Consider the following 14,790-nt stretch of genomic DNA (forward strand, 5'->3'; position numbering starts at 1 on the left):
GAAACGGATGAACCTGATCCTTCTTTTTGATGACGATTTTCCCCACAAATCGGACACGGCACGACTCACCGGACGACGCCTCCGCCATGTCAGGGAGGTCCACCGGGCCGAAGTGGGGGATACCCTCACCGTGGGGCGCCTCAACGGCAGCCTGGGTACCGGCACGGTCCTCTCCCTGACCAAAGACGCCATGGAACTGGCCGTTGCCCTGGACGCGCCGCCGCCGCCCCCCCTTCCCCTCACCCTGATCCTGGCCCTGCCGCGGCCCGACGTATTCAGCCGGTGATCAGTGGTTTCCACAGCATGGGGGTGAAACGCCTGGTCCTGCTCAACGCCGTCCGGGTTGAAAAGAGTTTCTGGCAGAGCCCCCGCCTCGCCGAGGGGAACCTCCTTGCCCAGCGTCTCCTCGGCCTGGAGCAGGCAAAGGACACCCGGCTGCCGGAGATTCTTCTGAAAAAACGGTTCAAGCCCTTTGTGGAAGACGAGCTGCCGGCCCTGGCCCGCGGCACGGAAAAGCTGGCTGCCCACCCCTACGATGCCGTGTCCTGCCCCGTGCGGGCAACAGGCCCGGTTACCCTGGCCGTGGGACCGGAAGGAGGGTTTATCCCCTATGAAATGGAAAAACTGAAAGAAGCAGGGTTCCAGGCCGTCTCCATGGGGGAGCGCATCCTGAGGGTGGAATCGGCCATTCCGGCCCTTCTGTCACGGCTGTATCCATTGTAAACCGGATGCCCATTTTTTTTGCAATTCTCTGACTCCAAGAACAGGACCCACCATGCCCCAGCAGCTGATCATCACGGCCGACATCCACGGCCACCTGCCCACCTGGCGCCGTATCTCGGCCCAGCTTAACCCCGGCGACGGCCTGGCCGTGGCAGGGGACCTCTTTGACACGGTCTACGGAAAAAGCCACCCGGACTACGACCCGAACGCCATCTGAAAAAGAGTTCAAGGCCCTTGCCGGCCCCACCTGGTATGTCTGCGGCAACTGCGACCACCCGGAGACCCTCTCGGGAGACCTGACCACCACCTTCTCCTGGGAAGGGACCACCCTGCTCCTGGCCCACGGCCATCGCCACCTGCCGGATCTCACCGACTACGACATCGTGGTCCAGGGCCACACCCACGTCTCCCGCCTGGACACCCTCATGGGCAAGGTGTTCCTCAACCCCGGCTCTCCGGCCCGCCCCCGGGGCGGCCACCAGGGCTTTGCCCGGCTCACGGGCACCCGCCTCGAACTGGTGGACCTGGCCACAGGCAAGGTGGTGGACCACCTCGACCTTCCCCGTCGGGGCGAATAGCCTTTCCCAAACGCATATAGCCCTTGCGCTTTGTCCCTCGTTCCTGGGGCCGACGGAGGCGTTGGCTCGGGCTTCGCCCGACGTAAACATTAATGATTTAATATTACAGAGACTGTTAAGGATACCGCCGTTGTATGCGACTTACGCGTGTTTCAGGGCCTCAAAAAGGGATTTATCCATGGCCTTTTCGTAGGCGGCAGCCCCGGTGATCTTCTTGGCCTTCACCAGCTCCATGAGGTGCTGGTCCATGGACTGCATGCCCTGGGAGGTGCCTGTCTGGATCATGGAGTTGATCTGGGCGATCTTGCCGCTTCGGATGACGCTGGCAAGGGCTGTGGAGCCCAGAAGGATCTCGTTGGCCGCACAACGGCCCGTGCCGTCGGCGGTTTTGAGGAGCTGCTGGGCGATAACTGCCCTCAGGGATTCGGAGAACATGGTGCGCACCTGCTCCTGCTGGTCCGCGGGAAAGGCGTTGATCACACGGTCCACGGTCTTGGAGGCGCTGTTGGTGTGAAGGGTGCCGAACACCAGGATCCCCAGTTCGGCGCAGGTCAGGGCCAGACTGATGGTCTCCCGGTCACGCATCTCCCCCACCAGGATGATGTCCGGGTCCTCGCGACCCGCCACCTTCAGGGCATCGGCAAAACTTGACGCGTGGGAGCCGATCTCCCGCTGGGTAAAGATGCACCGGCGATTCTGGTGCACGAACTCCAGGGGGTCCTCAATGGTAATGATGTGGGCTTCCCTGTTCTTGTTGATGTAGTCGATCATGGCGGCAAGGGTGGTGGATTTGCCGCTGCCCGTGGGGCCCGTCACCAGGACCAGGCCCTTGGGAAAATCCGCGATGGTCTTGAGCACCTCGGGCAGGCCGAGGTCTTCCAGGGTAAGGATCTCGGTGGGGATCATCCGGAACACCGCGCCGGGCCCGTTGTGATGATAGAAAAAGTTGCACCGGAACCGGCCCACACCGTCCAGCTCATAGGCCATGTCCAAATCCAGATTGGCCTCGAACTCCTTCTGCTTGTCGCCGGGAAGGATCTCAAAGAGCACCTCGGTCATCCGCTCCCGGTCCAGGACAGGATGACCGGTCTCCACCAGTTCCCCTTTCAATCGAAGCATAGGCGGGCGCCCCACCACCATGTGAAGATCGCTGGCCCCTTTTTCCATCAGCTCCGTAAAATAGGTATCAATAACCGCCACAACCCCTCCTGCCGACGGCTCCGGCCGTCCGTATCCGTTCCATGGTCACTCCTTTCATCACGTTGCCGCCCCGGCCTTGAGCCTTCGCTGCAGGGTTTCGGACTCCACATGGGTCAGGGCCGTCTCCACACTAATGAGGCCCTGATCCAGAAGCTCGGTCACCGACTCATCCATCAGCTTCATGCCCAGGCCCTTGCCCGTCTGCATGAGGTTGGGAATCTGGAACACCTTGGAGTCCCGGATCAGGCCCGCCACCGGCAGGTTTACGATGAGGATCTCAGAGGCCATGAGCATGCGGTCTTCCGTGTCCGAGGCGATGAGCTTCTGGGTCACCACGGCTTTGAGGGTCTCAGCCAGGGTGGCCCGGATCTGGGACTGCTCCCCGGGGGGATAGGAGTCGATGATGCGATCCACGGTTTTGGGGGCGTTGGTGGTGGAGAGGGTCCCGATGACAAGGTGCCCGGTCTCGGCGGCGCTGATGGCAAGGGACATGGTCTCCAGATCCCGAAGCTCACCGATGACAATGACGTCCGGGTCCTCCCTCAAGGCCCCTTTCAGGGCGTTGAGGTAGGAGTGGGTGTCGCGGCCCACCTGCCTCTGGTTCACCACCCCCTTTTTCTTGGGGTGGACAAACTCAATAGGATCTTCCACGGTGAGGATGTGATGGGCCCTGCGCCCGTTGATGAAATCCACCATGGCGGCCAAGGTGGTGGTCTTGCCCATGCCCGTGGCCCCGGTGACCAGGATCAGCCCCTGGTGCTGGTCCAGGACCTTGGCCACCACCTCGGGAAGCCCGGTGTCGGAAAGGGAGGGGATGGATGGAGGAATGACGCGGAACGCCGCACTCAGTCCCCGGTTGTGGGCCATGGCGCTTCCCCTGAAGCGGCCGAGGCCCTTGATCTCGTATGAAAAATCAAGCTGGTTTTCCCGTGCCAGGCGGTCCTTTTCCTCCTCGGAGAGGAGCTCGGTGATGAGCCGCCGCGTCTGATCCGGGGTGAGCCTGGGTGTACGGGTCTTCACCAGCCCCCCTTTTTTGCGCAGGATGATGGGCTCTCCCGGCACCACGTGCACGTCCGAGGCCCGCAGGTTGACACCGGCCTGAAACACCTTATCCAATTCTGCCATGAAAAACCTCCGGGTCCCTTTACGCGTCTTCGTCGGGAATAACCCAGAGATACTGGGTGGTGGAAACAAACACAATGGAACGGACGGTCTCTCCGTCCACCGCCACGTTGGACACCTCGGTGAACATGTCCGTATTCTTCAGAAAATAGTCGGAGACGCGGTCGTACCCGGTGATGTCGATCTCTCCGCTCACCACCTGGCCGTTGGTCATCTTCATCTTCATCTTCCGGTAGATGGCCACCTTTCTCTCGGAAAGGTCCCCGTTTCTCACCTCCACCCAGAGGATGTGTTTCTTGGGAACGATCATGGGGCGGCGGCTCTCGTCCTCCCCGTTGACGGCTTCGTACATCACGATGTCGGATTCGTTGTCCAAAAGAAAGGTCCGGATGTCCCGACCCACAATATTCACCAGCCCGTCAAGCTGGCTGTTGTTGGAAAGGCACAAGGTGATTTCACAGTCTTTTTTCGGGTAGATGCCCATACGCGCTCCTTCCTGGCGAGCAGAACCGGCCGCGCCGTCGCACTGCCCGGCCCGGTTATCAATCCGTTCACGGTAGAGGTCCACTTGGTTGCCACTACCACCCTTATCGTCTCAACCACGGTGAAGATTGACCCTTTTTTTCCGTCTTGTAATATCCCGATAAACCTTATAAATATAGGCTGTATCAAAAAAAATTGTCAATTATTAAACAATTGTTTTCACCTATTTATCATTGGGAATTCACATGAAACCAGAGGGAACCAGTATCCTGCTCATCAACCCCGGGGACAAGGTACTGCTCATGCTCAGGGACGACCTGCCTCACCTGCCCTGTCCCAATATGTGGGACCTTCCCGGGGGCCATGTGGAGGCAGGGGAAACCCCGGAGGCCTGCATCCGCCGGGAGCTCATGGAAGAGCTGGGGTTCTGCCCCGAAGCCATCCGCCCCTTCGGGGTCTACGACTTCCCGGACCGCCTGGAATACGTCTTCACCGCCAGGGCCGACTTCGACCCGGAGACCGTGGACCTCACCGAGGGCCAGAAGATCGCCTGGTTCAGCCTTGAAGAGGCCGACGCCCTGGACCTGGCCTTCGGTTTCAACCTGGTGATCACCCATTGGGCGGAGAAGCGGGCCGTCGATTGACACCTTGGGATAAAATACACTAAAATGCGCCGATACAATTGCCGATACTATTAGGGCGGGTGATTGATCATCTCCTGACATCAGCAAATCCATCAGTTGCCACCCCACGGAGAAGGCATGGCCGACGAGAAGCGATACAGTGTGGAAGAGGCTGCAAAGGAGCTCGGAACAGGGGTTTCCACCCTTCTCCTGTGGAAACACATCTACAGCGAGTTCCTCTCCGCAACCGGGGACGCGGGAGACGACACCCTCAGCCGCGACGACATCCACCTTTTTACCTACATTTCCGAATGCACCGAGTCGGGCCTCACCCGTGAGGAGATTCGCCTGGCCTTAAGAAACAGGGCCGCAGGAAAGGGGCCCCTCTTCTCCCGCAGCGCGTTTCGACACGACGACGATGACGACATCCTCGCCCTATTAGACGACGACAACCCCACGCCGGCACTTCTCGCAAGGCTGGTCATCCAGCAGCGCCGCCTGGCCGAAGCCGAAGAGCGCAAAGCCTCGGCCATGGAACGCCGCATTGCCGTGGAAGAGGAAAAATCGCGCAACCTGGCGGCCATCCTCAACACCCTGCAAACATCGGGTATCCCCCTGGCCGCCATGGCAGGCCAGGCCCCTCAGCCTTCGCCCGAATCGCCGGCCCCGGAGCCCCCGGCAGAAATTTCACCCGCCCCCGAGGCCCCTCGGGATGCCCCCGAGAGCCCGGCGCAGGCAACGCCACCCCCCTCCCCGGATAACACCGACACCCTTTCCGAGGAACCACCTTCCGGTGAAGACACGGACGACCTCTGGGGCCTCGTAAACGACGAGCCGCCAAAGCCATCCCCTGTCATGGAGATGGACAACCTCTGGGATCTGGTGGAGACCCCCGAAGACCAAAAGCCGGACGACCTCTGGAGCCTGGTGGATGTCCCTGCCGAGGAGAAACCCGACGACCTCTGGGCTCTGGTGGACGAAGCGCCCGCCGGAAATACCGACGGGGAGATGGACAATCTCTGGGACCTGGTGGACGAAAAGCCGTCATCGGAACCCGCCAAAAAACCCATGAGCGACACGGGCCTGGACGACCTCTGGACATCGGACGAGCCCCCGGCCCATGAACCATCGGCGTCTCCTGCCCCCACAAGCGTCCCCCACGAGGAGATGGACAACCTCTGGGACCTGGTGGACACGCCGCCCCAACAGACTGAACCTGCACCAAGCCAACCCCGGCAGGCAGCCCGCACAGCCCCTGCGGCAGCCGAGGAACACGCCCCACTGCCCTCGGACCCCGAGGCCTACAAAGATTTTATCTTAAAGGAAATCATCGGCATGAAACGCCGGGAAGGGTTGTCCGCCGCCCAGGTGGCTGAGCGGCTCAACAAAGAGGAGCGGCCCACCTTCAGCGGAAAAGGCTCCTGGGGAACCCGTACCATCGAAGGCATCTTCCGCATCATTGAAAAGGCCGGCCCCGCATAACCCATGACCACGGGTTGCGGGGGCGAAAAAGGTCCGGTCTGACCTCCTGCATCAAGGGCAAACCGGGTGTCCACGAACTTATCCAGATCGATCTTGTCCGTCAGAATCCCCATCTCATCTTTCATGTAATCCTGAATTTTCGCCAGGTCGTCGATGACCGGGAAGAGTTCGTCCGTGGAGATACGCTCCTTGGGCTCGGTGAGGACCTTGTAAATCAAATCGCTGTTCTGCCCCAGGAAATCGGCACCGATGATGGAAGCGGGCTTGGGCTGGGCCTCCACGGCCATGCCGGAGCGCACCAGGCTGCGGGTCAGCTCATGGACGGCGTCCGGGTTCTTTTCGATCACTTCGTCGCGCATCACCAGCACGCAGCAGGGGTGTTTGGGCCAGAGATCGCATGAGAGGTGAATGGCTTCCCCGTTGCCGCTGTTGATCACCTTGGTGCCGATGGGCTCGGCCACGATGAACCCGGCGATCTCCCCGTCTTCATCCAGATCGATGGCATCGGGCATCTGAAAAGGCGCCACCACCTCCAGAAAGACGTCGGCTTTTTTGTCCCGGGTGGTGCCGGGGTTGAGCCCCTTCTCCTTGAGGAGACGGTGAAACAGCATGTTGTGCACCGAAAGCTGGTAGGGGATCAGGACCACCTTTCCGGCAAAGTCTTCGATGCGCTGGATTCCCGCACGGCGGCTCTTCACCAGGATGCTGCCCGATTTGTGGGTAAACAGGATCAGCTTGATGCCCACCCCGGACTTGTAAATGTCCATGGCCGTGGGGGCAAGGATAAAGGCACCGTCAAGGGCCCCGGTGGCCAGGTCGTCGGCCACCTCGTTCCACCCGTTTTTCAACACCGGCTGGAGGGAGCAATGCTTGAAGGTCTCCATTCCCTTTTTCAACTTGAGATCCGTGACACCCAGAATCAGGTGATCGGTAATCCGCAGGTGACCAATCTTCAACACAGGCTTGTCCGTCATACACACACCGCTTAAAACACCAGATGGGTTACCAGGTCCCCTTTTGTAAACCACTGTTTCCCAAAAGGGCCTGAAACACGCCTCCAACTGGCATTGGAGGCGTGCCGCCGGTCATCTCCGGTGCGTCACCCCACCGGAACATACGTTGTTGATGCCCCTTGCGGTCTGCAAGGGCGCATCGGTTCAAGACCAGTCGGAATCAGTGCTTGAAGCTCCGCTGGCCGGTGTAGACCATGGTGGCGCCGTATTCGTTGCACGCCTCAATGGACTGGTAGTCGTTCATGGATCCCCCGGAGTGGACGATGGCGCTGGCCCCCTCGCGAAGGCCCACGTCGGCACCGTCGCGGAAGGGGAAGAAGGCATCGCTCACCATGGTGGCGCCCTTGATGCCGCCGTTCTCAGCCTTGACCCTGGCGTCGATCTCCGCTTTCTTGTCGGCGTCTGTAAGGTCAACGTACCCCACGCCATAGGTCTCGAAGGCGTAACGGTCGGCAAGCTTTTTGTACGCCTTGTCCACGGCGATCTCGGCAACCCCCACGCGATCCTGCTCACCGGTGCCGATGCCCACGGTCACCTGGTCCTTGACGTAGATCACGGAGTTGGAGGTGATGCCGGACTCCACCAGCCAGCCGAAGAGCATGTCTTCGTACTCGGCGTCGGTGGGCTCCCGGTCGATGGTGTAGAGGGTCCCCTTGTACTCGCACTGGGCAAGCTTGAGGTCCTTGCGCGTCCTTGCCTCGGGCACGTAGGAGAGCTGGGTGATGATCCCCCCGTCCATGAGGCTTTTAAAGTCCACAACGCGCTCTCCCACATAGCTCTGGAGGCGGTCCATGTTGCCGATGCGGATCACCCGGAGGTTCTTGCGCGCGGACAGGATCTCCAGGCTCCCCTCTTCAAAATCGGGGGCCACAACCACCTCGGCGTACTGGTTGCTGATGGCCTCGGCCGTGGCCTTGTCCACGCTGCGGTTCAGGGCGATGCACCCCCCGAAGGCCGCGATGCGGTCGGCCATGTAGGCCTTGGCGTAGGCCTCTTCCAGGGAAGCGGCCCGGGCCGCGCCGCAGGGGTTGTTGTGCTTCACGATGACCGCCGTGGGGGTATCGGTGAAGTAACGCAGGATGTTCAGGGCGTTGTCGGCATCGGTGAGGTTGGTCTTGCCGGGATGCTTCCCGGACTGAAGGAGCTCGATGTCCGAGGCAAGGTAACGCCCCGGCGCGATGGTCTGGGTCTCCCCCACCACCAGGTTGCCGTTGGCCAGGCGGTACAGCGCCGCTTCCTGACCCGGGTTTTCACCGTAGCGCAGCCCTTTTTTGACCTGGTCGATGGTCCAGGCCACTTTCTCGTAAAAGAGGGTCTGGCGGTTGTCGCCGTCCACAAAGGATATCTCCATGGCCGGTGCAAAGTGGTCGTCCATGATGGTTCGGTACATCTTTTTCAGATCGTCTGCCATGTGCTTTTCTCCCCCCGAAAGGGCCCCTCTGCAGCCTGTCTGAAAAGCCGCCGCGGGTCCTGCCGGGTCCGGATAGGGTGTTTAGGATGCGCTGTAACACCCCGACACGCTCTGCGGGGCCTGTGCTGCGAGATAATCGGCAATGTGCCGGTCGTAGGTGGCGGTATGCTCAAAAGCCTTGGTCGCCAGCTCGTACCTTAAGGACAGGTCTGTTGCCCCGTCATTGGCCTCCAGAGCCGCCACAACGGCCCCGTAATCCGAGGGATACCCGAGGCCACCCGAAGGTAGTTCTTGGCAGAGGCCCTGACCATGGTGGGACCGCCGATGTCGATGTTGCTGCGGGCCTCCTCCACGGTAACCCCTTCTTTGGCCACGGTGGCCTCAAAGGGATAAAGGTTCACAACTACCATATCTATCGGAACTGCGGCGGTTCTCTTTAAGTCTTCCTGATGAGAATCGTTGTATGTTTCCGTCAGGATTCCGAGATAGATTTTGAAATCAAGGGTTTTGACGAGTCCGCCCTGGGTCTCGGGCTGGCCCGTGTAATCCGACACCTGCACCAGGTGCTTTGCCGCGGCATCGCCCAGGATCTTTTCGATGGCCCCGAAGGTACCGCCCGTTGAAAAAATACGAATGGACGGGTTGACCCGCACCAGGGCGGGAACCAGAGTGTCCAGTCCCGTTTTATCCGACACGCTGATCAGCACATGATCGACCTTCACCCGGTCGTCAATGCGATCCACAATATTCATCCCCATAGTGTGTTGTCCTGTTTTTTTGTGGTGGTATTTTCTTAGATGAACGGCCGGCGCCCCGACTGTCCGTTATGGTCTCCGCGCCCCTGACGGCCCGTGGCCCCCCAGCTGCGGCAGGTGCGCAATAGTAAAACAGCCCATGGCAAAGATCAAGGTGCATTCCGGACGGGGCAGTGCACGAAAATCACCGTGCTTTCGGCCGTTGCAGGGTCTGTGAGGTTTCAGGGAAACCCGTAAATCCCACGCGGCCCCAAAGCACAAAAAATCAATGATAACACCCCAAATCACGCCCTCCGACCCATCCCACATGCCCCCGAGCCGAATCGGAAGAAGACCTGCCTTGCCTTGACTTTTCATGGAATCAGCTTAGGTTTAGGGGCATCACCGCCGGGAATCAAGCGGATCAAACCCGACGCACCCGCCAAGGCAACGAGGCGTCGTCATGTTGACTTTCAACCGGAGGACTTTCCATGAGCACCCTTACCGTGAACAACTTTGCCGCCTGCACCCACGAAGACGTGGCCGACGCGGTCCTCACCCTTGCTGCGCCCCTGTGTGCCGCCTGCGACGACGACGCCATGAAGCACCACCTCATCTCCCTGGCCGTCACCGGCTGGAACCTCTCCCTCTTCGAAAGCCGGGGGAAAGAAGGGTACAGGTCCCAGGTGGAAGAGCGCCTCCCCGCACAGCTCCCCGCAGAGCAGAGGGAGGTCTTCGTCCGCGTTGTCCTGGATCTCATCACCGCCAAACAGTCCAGGTACCCCGCCATGATGAAGGGCATCAAATCCTGGGACCTCCGCACGGACAACGGCGAGCTCACACTCTCGGTGGAGGCCCTGCCCGTCAAACCCGTTTAACCCTCTGGGAGGACATCATGCTCACCCTCACCCAGTTCCGCTACAGCGCCGACAATTTTTCCTATGTGGTCAGCGGCCCCACGTCCGCCGTGGCCATTGATCCCGGAGCCGTGGACGAGATCCTGGCCTTTGTCGACGCCCGGGGTCTTGACCTCACCCACGTCATCAACACCCACACCCATCCGGACCACACCGTGGGCAACACCCCGCTGCTCCTGCGCTCCAAGGCCACCCACCTGGACATCCCCACCCTTCGCAGGCAGGGGCGACTGGAGATCGACGGGGAACCCCTTTTCGTCCATTACACCCCGGGCCACATGGACGACTGCCTCACCTTTGAGATCAAAGGGCGCCTCATCACCGGAGACACCCTCTTCAACGGCACGGTGGGGACCTGCTTTTCAGGAGACATGGAGAGCTTCTACCGATCCGTCACCTTCCTGCTCACCTTCCCGGACGACACGAAACTCCTACCAGGCTCAGCCAGCCATGTCCACTAGTAGTCCATGGCCCTTGCCCACTACTCAGCTGGGATCAGATGGAGATCGCCCTGGTCATCCCACCCACGACCCGGCCACGCGCTCCACCCTGGTCACGGACGGGCCACCCCTTCCTGCGGGTCCAACGAAACCACTTGTGACAAGAGCCCATGAAACAAGGGACTCTCCCTGTGGCCACCAGCGGTACGTGGCATCTGCATGGAGCAGCCGCACCCATGGACACCACGAAAAATTCATCCACACCCCTGGGCGCGGAGCCAAGCTGCTTCGCCGTCTCCGCAAAGCAGACGCCTTGGGGCAGGCACAAGGCGACCCGATCGCTGCCCCTTCTATTGGCGGTCCCATCAAAACCCGAAGAAGGCCTTCATCGGCTGGCAGGTAAGGAACACGAGAAGGCCCGCAGACTCCTGGGGCACCAAAGGCGTGGACAAAATCCTTCTCCCCGAAGGGCTCACCATCCCTGTGATCCGGGACAAGGAGCTCAAACGCGTCGTCATCTACCGCATGGGTCACGGCCACGACGGGGAGTACCATACCGTCGAAGGCAGCGACGCTGTTCCCCTGGTCCTTTCCGGCACCACCCGCCGCACCGTGCTGGTGCGCAGGGAACTCGACGCCCTTCTGCTCCATCAGGAACTGAGCAACCAATGGACCGTGGTGGCCTCGGGGGACCTCCCCCAAGGCGCCCTTGCCACCGCCCTTCAAGGGGCCGAAGAACTCCGCGTCCTTGCCATGGACAGCGACGCAGAGGCCCTTTCGCCAGTGAAGACGGCCACCCCCGTCCCCGTAAAAGGCACAAGCCTCGTGGAGCTGCCCGCAAGGGCCTGCTGGCAGACACCCTGGCCTCGGCCTTTAAATAAAAACCCATCGTAACTATTCAGCTTGCCTCCGGCGGGTCGCTTTTTTGAAAAAAAGCTCCGCAAAAAACTTTTCTAATGTGAAAAATGTGGAAATTATTTCGGCGGAGCCTGGAAAGGCTTGCTTAAGACCTGTTTGTCAAACTTTTTAAAGTTGTTACAGGGCCGCCGGAGGCTTGTTTGAGCTGAATAGTTACAACCCATCCTTCACAAACAAAAGCCGTGACCGGTCATAAACACATGACCGGTCACGGCTTTTTTACACTGAAAGTCCCTTGTGGAGGCCTTTAAATGGTGTTGTTAACCGCATCGAACTCCGCCTGGATCTCGTGGGCGGGCTCCTTGTCCATGAGGCTCACCGCCACGATCACAACAATGGAGACCAGAAAACCCGGCACGATCTCATAAAGATCAAACAACCCCAGAAATCCCCCCGTAAGCTGCTTCCAGACGATCACGGTCACCCCGCCCGCCACGATGCCGGCCAGCGCCCCGTTGCGGGTCATGCGCTTCCAGTAAAGCGAAAGAAGAATGATGGGGCCGAAGGTGGCACCGAATCCGGCCCAGGCATAGGAGACAAGGCCCAGCACGGAGCTATCGGGATTCCGGGCAAACATCCAGGCAAACACCGCCACCAGCATGACAGCACATCGGCTCACCCACACAAGCTCAGCGTCCGAGGCCTCTTTTCGAAACAGCACCTTGTAAAAATCCTCGGTCAGGGCCGATGAGGTCACCAGGAGCTGGGAGTCGGCGGTACTCATAATGGCTGCCAGGATCGCGGCCAGGAACACCCCGGCAAGGACCGTGGGCACCAGCTGATCCACCATCACCATGAAGATCTTCTCCTGATCCCCGGCAGCCAGGGGAACGTCCAGGCAGACCAGACCCACAAGGCCCACCACCACGGCAAAGGAGAGGCTGGCCACCACCCAGAGCATGGCAATGGTCTTGGCCTTGCGAATCTCGGCGGTGGTGCGGATGGCCATGAACCGGGCCAGGATATGGGGCTGACCAAAGTAACCCAGCCCCCATGCGGCAAGGGAGATAACGGACATCACGGCCAGGGGCGCCCCCTTGGTGTCCGTGAAGATGCTTAAAAAGGCGGGGTTGATGGAGCGGATCCCGTCCAGGGTGGTGGCAAGCCCTCCAGCCTTGATGATGCCCAGGGTGGGCACCACGATAATGGCCACGATCATGATCATGCCCTGGAAAAAATCGGTCCAGCTCACTGCCATGAACCCGCCCAGGAAGGTGTAGGAGATGATCACCGCCACCCCGATGAGAAGGGCCGAGTTATAGCTGAGCCCGAAGACGGTGCTGAAGAGCTTGGCCCCGGCCACAAAGCCGGAGGCTGTGTAGATCAGGAAAAAGATCAGGATAAAGATGGCTGAAATGATCCGCAGCAGGTGCGAGGTGTCCCGGAACCGGTTCTCAAAATAGTCGGGCAGGGTGATGGAGTCCCCGGACATCTCCGTGTAGTTCCGCAGCCGCTCGGCCACGAACTTCCAGTTCAGCCAGGTCCCCATGGCAAGGCCAAAGGCAATCCAGAAGGATTCAAGCCCCGCCACGTAAGCATACCCCGGCAGGCCCAGAAGGAGCCAGCCGCTCATGTCCGAGGCCTGGGCGCTCATGGCCCCCACCCAGCTGTTGAGGCCCCTGCCCCCCAGGATATAATCCGAGAGGGTCTTTGTCCTGCCGTAATACACCCAACCGATCCCCACCATGAATATCAGGTAGAGGACAAACGAAATCAAAATCGACACACTACTGTCCTGCATACGTCCTACTTTCCGCTCCCCATGATTCATACACACAAAAAAACCGGCGTTGCGCCGGTTTTTACGAACAACCCGTGGTTTTTATCAGAACGGCCCGGTCTTTTCAACTCCGGGCCCATGGACGCAAAAAGGCCGCCCCCGGACGGGAGCGGCCTTTTTTACCCCAAAGCAATGGGAAACGATCAAACGCGCCTTAGAAGGTGTAGGTCAGGGTCATGCCTGCGCCCCAGAGGATGCCTTCGTTTTCGCAGTACACTTGAGCAGGGGCACCATAGGCTGCAGTGTAATTTTTATTAAGCTCGGTACTTCCACCTGTTGTGGAACGCTTCGACGTCGAAATCACGTGTTGGACGACAGCATCAATATTCCATCGTTCATTGATCTGCCATCCCATACCAAGGGTATAGACGTTGCGATCCGTGTCAGGCCAGCCAAACTCAAAGGTCTCATCGGGAACGGGTGAGGGGTCGTAGGTATAGCCGGCACGAAAGACGAAAGCCTCAGTGGCCTGATAAGAAATGCCCAATTTGTATGCGGTGGTATCTTCCCAGTCACGCTCATGCTTAAAGGTCGTCTCAATAGTCGATGCCCCTACCAGACCAACATAAGCGTCGGGTACGTTGATAACGGCATGCTCATCCTGATTCTCGTTGATACTCCACCTGGTCCAGGTGACGTCGGCCTCAACCGAAAACTTATTACTGGGCATCCAGCGAACACCTGCCTGCACCTGCTCAGGATGGTCATACTCCATCGTGACGGTACCATCGAGGTTCTGTGTCCCCCCCATGGCGCCAGATATCATCACATCCCCTTCGAAATCACCATCGGAACGACCTCGATAAGTCAGGCCCATGGAGAGCTGCTCAATGGGACGGTACATAAGCCCAACGTTGAAAGAGTAGTTAAAATCATCGGTGGTCTCCATCTTCAGTTGAGCGCCATCAAGAAGCGTAGCCGACATTACCAGCTCTTGAGCCTTCTCAGCATCGCCGGTGAAATTAAAGGCATTCAGGCCTGCCTGTGCTTTCGCTTGGTCAGGTGTCATCCCACCTGCAGCGTTCTTTTTATAGATAGCTGTTGCATTGAAATCATCGCTGTATTCCATTGTCTTTCCAGCTTCCGAAATCGAGCGCCCAAGACTCACCCCAACGCCTACTGAAAATTTATCCGACACCTTGTATGATAAGGTAGGGGATACAGCCACACGCCCGTAGTAAGATTCCCAGGCGTAGGCACTGGACGGAGATTTTGCAGGATCCTTATCCCAAGTAACATGAAGACCGTAAGGGGTATACGCAGCCACACCAAGAGTAAGACTATCAGACTGTCGCCCGGCGATACGCAAAAGCCCAGGGACGGGCTGACGATGTGCATGGTATCGGAGTCATAATCCGATGGCGCG

At 59.5% G+C, this 14,790-nt stretch carries 17 protein-coding genes; 8 read left to right on the top strand and 9 right to left on the bottom strand.

Translation table 11 applies throughout. The features are described 5' to 3' along the window. Positions 1 to 7 precede the first annotated feature (7 nt). The 4 genes from ACOYW1_RS19345 to ACOYW1_RS19360 are packed head-to-tail and all read left to right on the top strand — an operon-like array spanning position 8 to position 1,301. A complete protein-coding gene (locus ACOYW1_RS19345) occupies positions 8 to 286 on the top strand; it encodes a hypothetical protein (protein WP_482419340.1) in 279 nt (92 codons plus the stop codon). 17 nt (positions 287 to 303) lie between these two features. After that, positions 304 to 723 (top strand): RsmE family RNA methyltransferase, encoded by a 420-nt coding sequence (locus tag ACOYW1_RS19350; RefSeq protein ID WP_482419341.1) that lies wholly within the window; start codon positions 304 to 306, stop codon positions 721 to 723. 52 nt (positions 724 to 775) lie between these two features. Beyond that, positions 776 to 940, top strand: coding sequence for a hypothetical protein (locus tag ACOYW1_RS19355; protein ID WP_482419342.1), 165 nt, complete (start codon positions 776 to 778; stop codon positions 938 to 940). After that, the gene (locus tag ACOYW1_RS19360) at positions 888 to 1,301 is read left to right on the top strand and encodes a metallophosphoesterase family protein (protein WP_482419343.1); all 414 of its coding nucleotides are present in this window, start codon (positions 888 to 890) and stop codon (positions 1,299 to 1,301) included. The genes ACOYW1_RS19355 and ACOYW1_RS19360 overlap by 53 nt, the downstream gene beginning before the upstream one ends. Positions 1,302 to 1,442: 141 nt before the next feature. Here ACOYW1_RS19360 and ACOYW1_RS19365 read toward each other — a convergent pair whose 3' ends face one another. Genes ACOYW1_RS19365 through ACOYW1_RS19375 form a run of 3 tightly spaced genes read right to left on the bottom strand, consistent with a single transcriptional unit; the run spans position 1,443 to position 4,107 of the window. Beyond that, a complete protein-coding gene (locus ACOYW1_RS19365; RefSeq protein ID WP_482419344.1) occupies positions 1,443 to 2,501 on the bottom strand; it encodes a type IV pilus twitching motility protein PilT in 1,059 nt (352 codons plus the stop codon). A gap of 57 nt (positions 2,502 to 2,558) precedes the next feature. Continuing rightward, positions 2,559 to 3,626, bottom strand: coding sequence for a type IV pilus twitching motility protein PilT (locus ACOYW1_RS19370; RefSeq protein ID WP_482419345.1), 1,068 nt, complete (start codon positions 3,624 to 3,626; stop codon positions 2,559 to 2,561). A gap of 19 nt (positions 3,627 to 3,645) precedes the next feature. Next, positions 3,646 to 4,107, bottom strand: coding sequence for a hypothetical protein (locus tag ACOYW1_RS19375; protein ID WP_482417420.1), 462 nt, complete (start codon positions 4,105 to 4,107; stop codon positions 3,646 to 3,648). Between the two features lie 244 nt (positions 4,108 to 4,351). Here ACOYW1_RS19375 and ACOYW1_RS19380 point away from each other — a divergent pair, with 244 nt between their 5' ends. Then, positions 4,352 to 4,750: an NUDIX hydrolase gene (locus ACOYW1_RS19380; protein ID WP_482419346.1), complete on the top strand. Its 399-nt coding sequence runs from the start codon at positions 4,352 to 4,354 to the stop codon at positions 4,748 to 4,750. Positions 4,751 to 6,030: 1,280 nt separating this feature from the next. Here ACOYW1_RS19380 and ACOYW1_RS19385 read toward each other — a convergent pair. The 4 genes from ACOYW1_RS19385 to ACOYW1_RS19400 form a co-directional block, all read right to left on the bottom strand. Beyond that, the gene (locus tag ACOYW1_RS19385) at positions 6,031 to 7,185 is read right to left on the bottom strand and encodes an ABC transporter substrate-binding protein (RefSeq protein WP_482419347.1); all 1,155 of its coding nucleotides are present in this window, start codon (positions 7,183 to 7,185) and stop codon (positions 6,031 to 6,033) included. Positions 7,186 to 7,384: 199 nt separating this feature from the next. Beyond that, a complete protein-coding gene (locus tag ACOYW1_RS19390) occupies positions 7,385 to 8,635 on the bottom strand; it encodes an IMP cyclohydrolase (protein WP_482419348.1) in 1,251 nt (416 codons plus the stop codon). Between the two features lie 81 nt (positions 8,636 to 8,716). Continuing rightward, on the bottom strand, positions 8,717 to 8,878 hold the full coding sequence (locus ACOYW1_RS19395) for a hypothetical protein (RefSeq protein ID WP_482419349.1): 162 nt from the start codon (positions 8,876 to 8,878) through the stop codon (positions 8,717 to 8,719). Next, positions 8,833 to 9,393 carry a hypothetical protein gene (locus ACOYW1_RS19400; RefSeq protein ID WP_482419350.1) on the bottom strand — a complete coding sequence of 187 codons (561 nt, stop codon included), beginning with the start codon at positions 9,391 to 9,393 and terminating at the stop codon, positions 8,833 to 8,835. The genes ACOYW1_RS19395 and ACOYW1_RS19400 overlap by 46 nt, the downstream gene beginning before the upstream one ends. A gap of 467 nt (positions 9,394 to 9,860) precedes the next feature. Between ACOYW1_RS19400 and ACOYW1_RS19405 the strand changes: the two genes are divergently transcribed. The 3 genes from ACOYW1_RS19405 to ACOYW1_RS19415 all read left to right on the top strand — a co-directional run bounded on the left by ACOYW1_RS19405 (position 9,861) and on the right by ACOYW1_RS19415 (position 11,620). After that, on the top strand, positions 9,861 to 10,247 hold the full coding sequence (locus ACOYW1_RS19405) for a hypothetical protein (protein WP_482419351.1): 387 nt from the start codon (positions 9,861 to 9,863) through the stop codon (positions 10,245 to 10,247). Positions 10,248 to 10,264: 17 nt separating this feature from the next. Then, positions 10,265 to 10,747: an MBL fold metallo-hydrolase gene (locus ACOYW1_RS19410; RefSeq protein ID WP_482419352.1), complete on the top strand. Its 483-nt coding sequence runs from the start codon at positions 10,265 to 10,267 to the stop codon at positions 10,745 to 10,747. Positions 10,748 to 11,170: 423 nt separating this feature from the next. Beyond that, the gene (locus tag ACOYW1_RS19415; protein WP_482419353.1) at positions 11,171 to 11,620 is read left to right on the top strand and encodes a hypothetical protein; all 450 of its coding nucleotides are present in this window, start codon (positions 11,171 to 11,173) and stop codon (positions 11,618 to 11,620) included. Positions 11,621 to 11,891: 271 nt separating this feature from the next. Here ACOYW1_RS19415 and putP read toward each other — a convergent pair whose 3' ends face one another. Together putP and ACOYW1_RS19425 are read right to left on the bottom strand one after the other, a co-directional pair. Next, positions 11,892 to 13,370 carry a sodium/proline symporter PutP gene (gene putP / locus ACOYW1_RS19420; RefSeq protein ID WP_218951010.1) on the bottom strand — a complete coding sequence of 493 codons (1,479 nt, stop codon included), beginning with the start codon at positions 13,368 to 13,370 and terminating at the stop codon, positions 11,892 to 11,894. A gap of 208 nt (positions 13,371 to 13,578) precedes the next feature. Then, on the bottom strand, positions 13,579 to 14,691 hold the full coding sequence (locus tag ACOYW1_RS19425) for an OmpP1/FadL family transporter (protein ID WP_482419354.1): 1,113 nt from the start codon (positions 14,689 to 14,691) through the stop codon (positions 13,579 to 13,581). Positions 14,692 to 14,790: the final 99 nt, after the last annotated feature.

The organism is Desulfoluna sp. CYM3A (genome assembly GCF_056829965.1).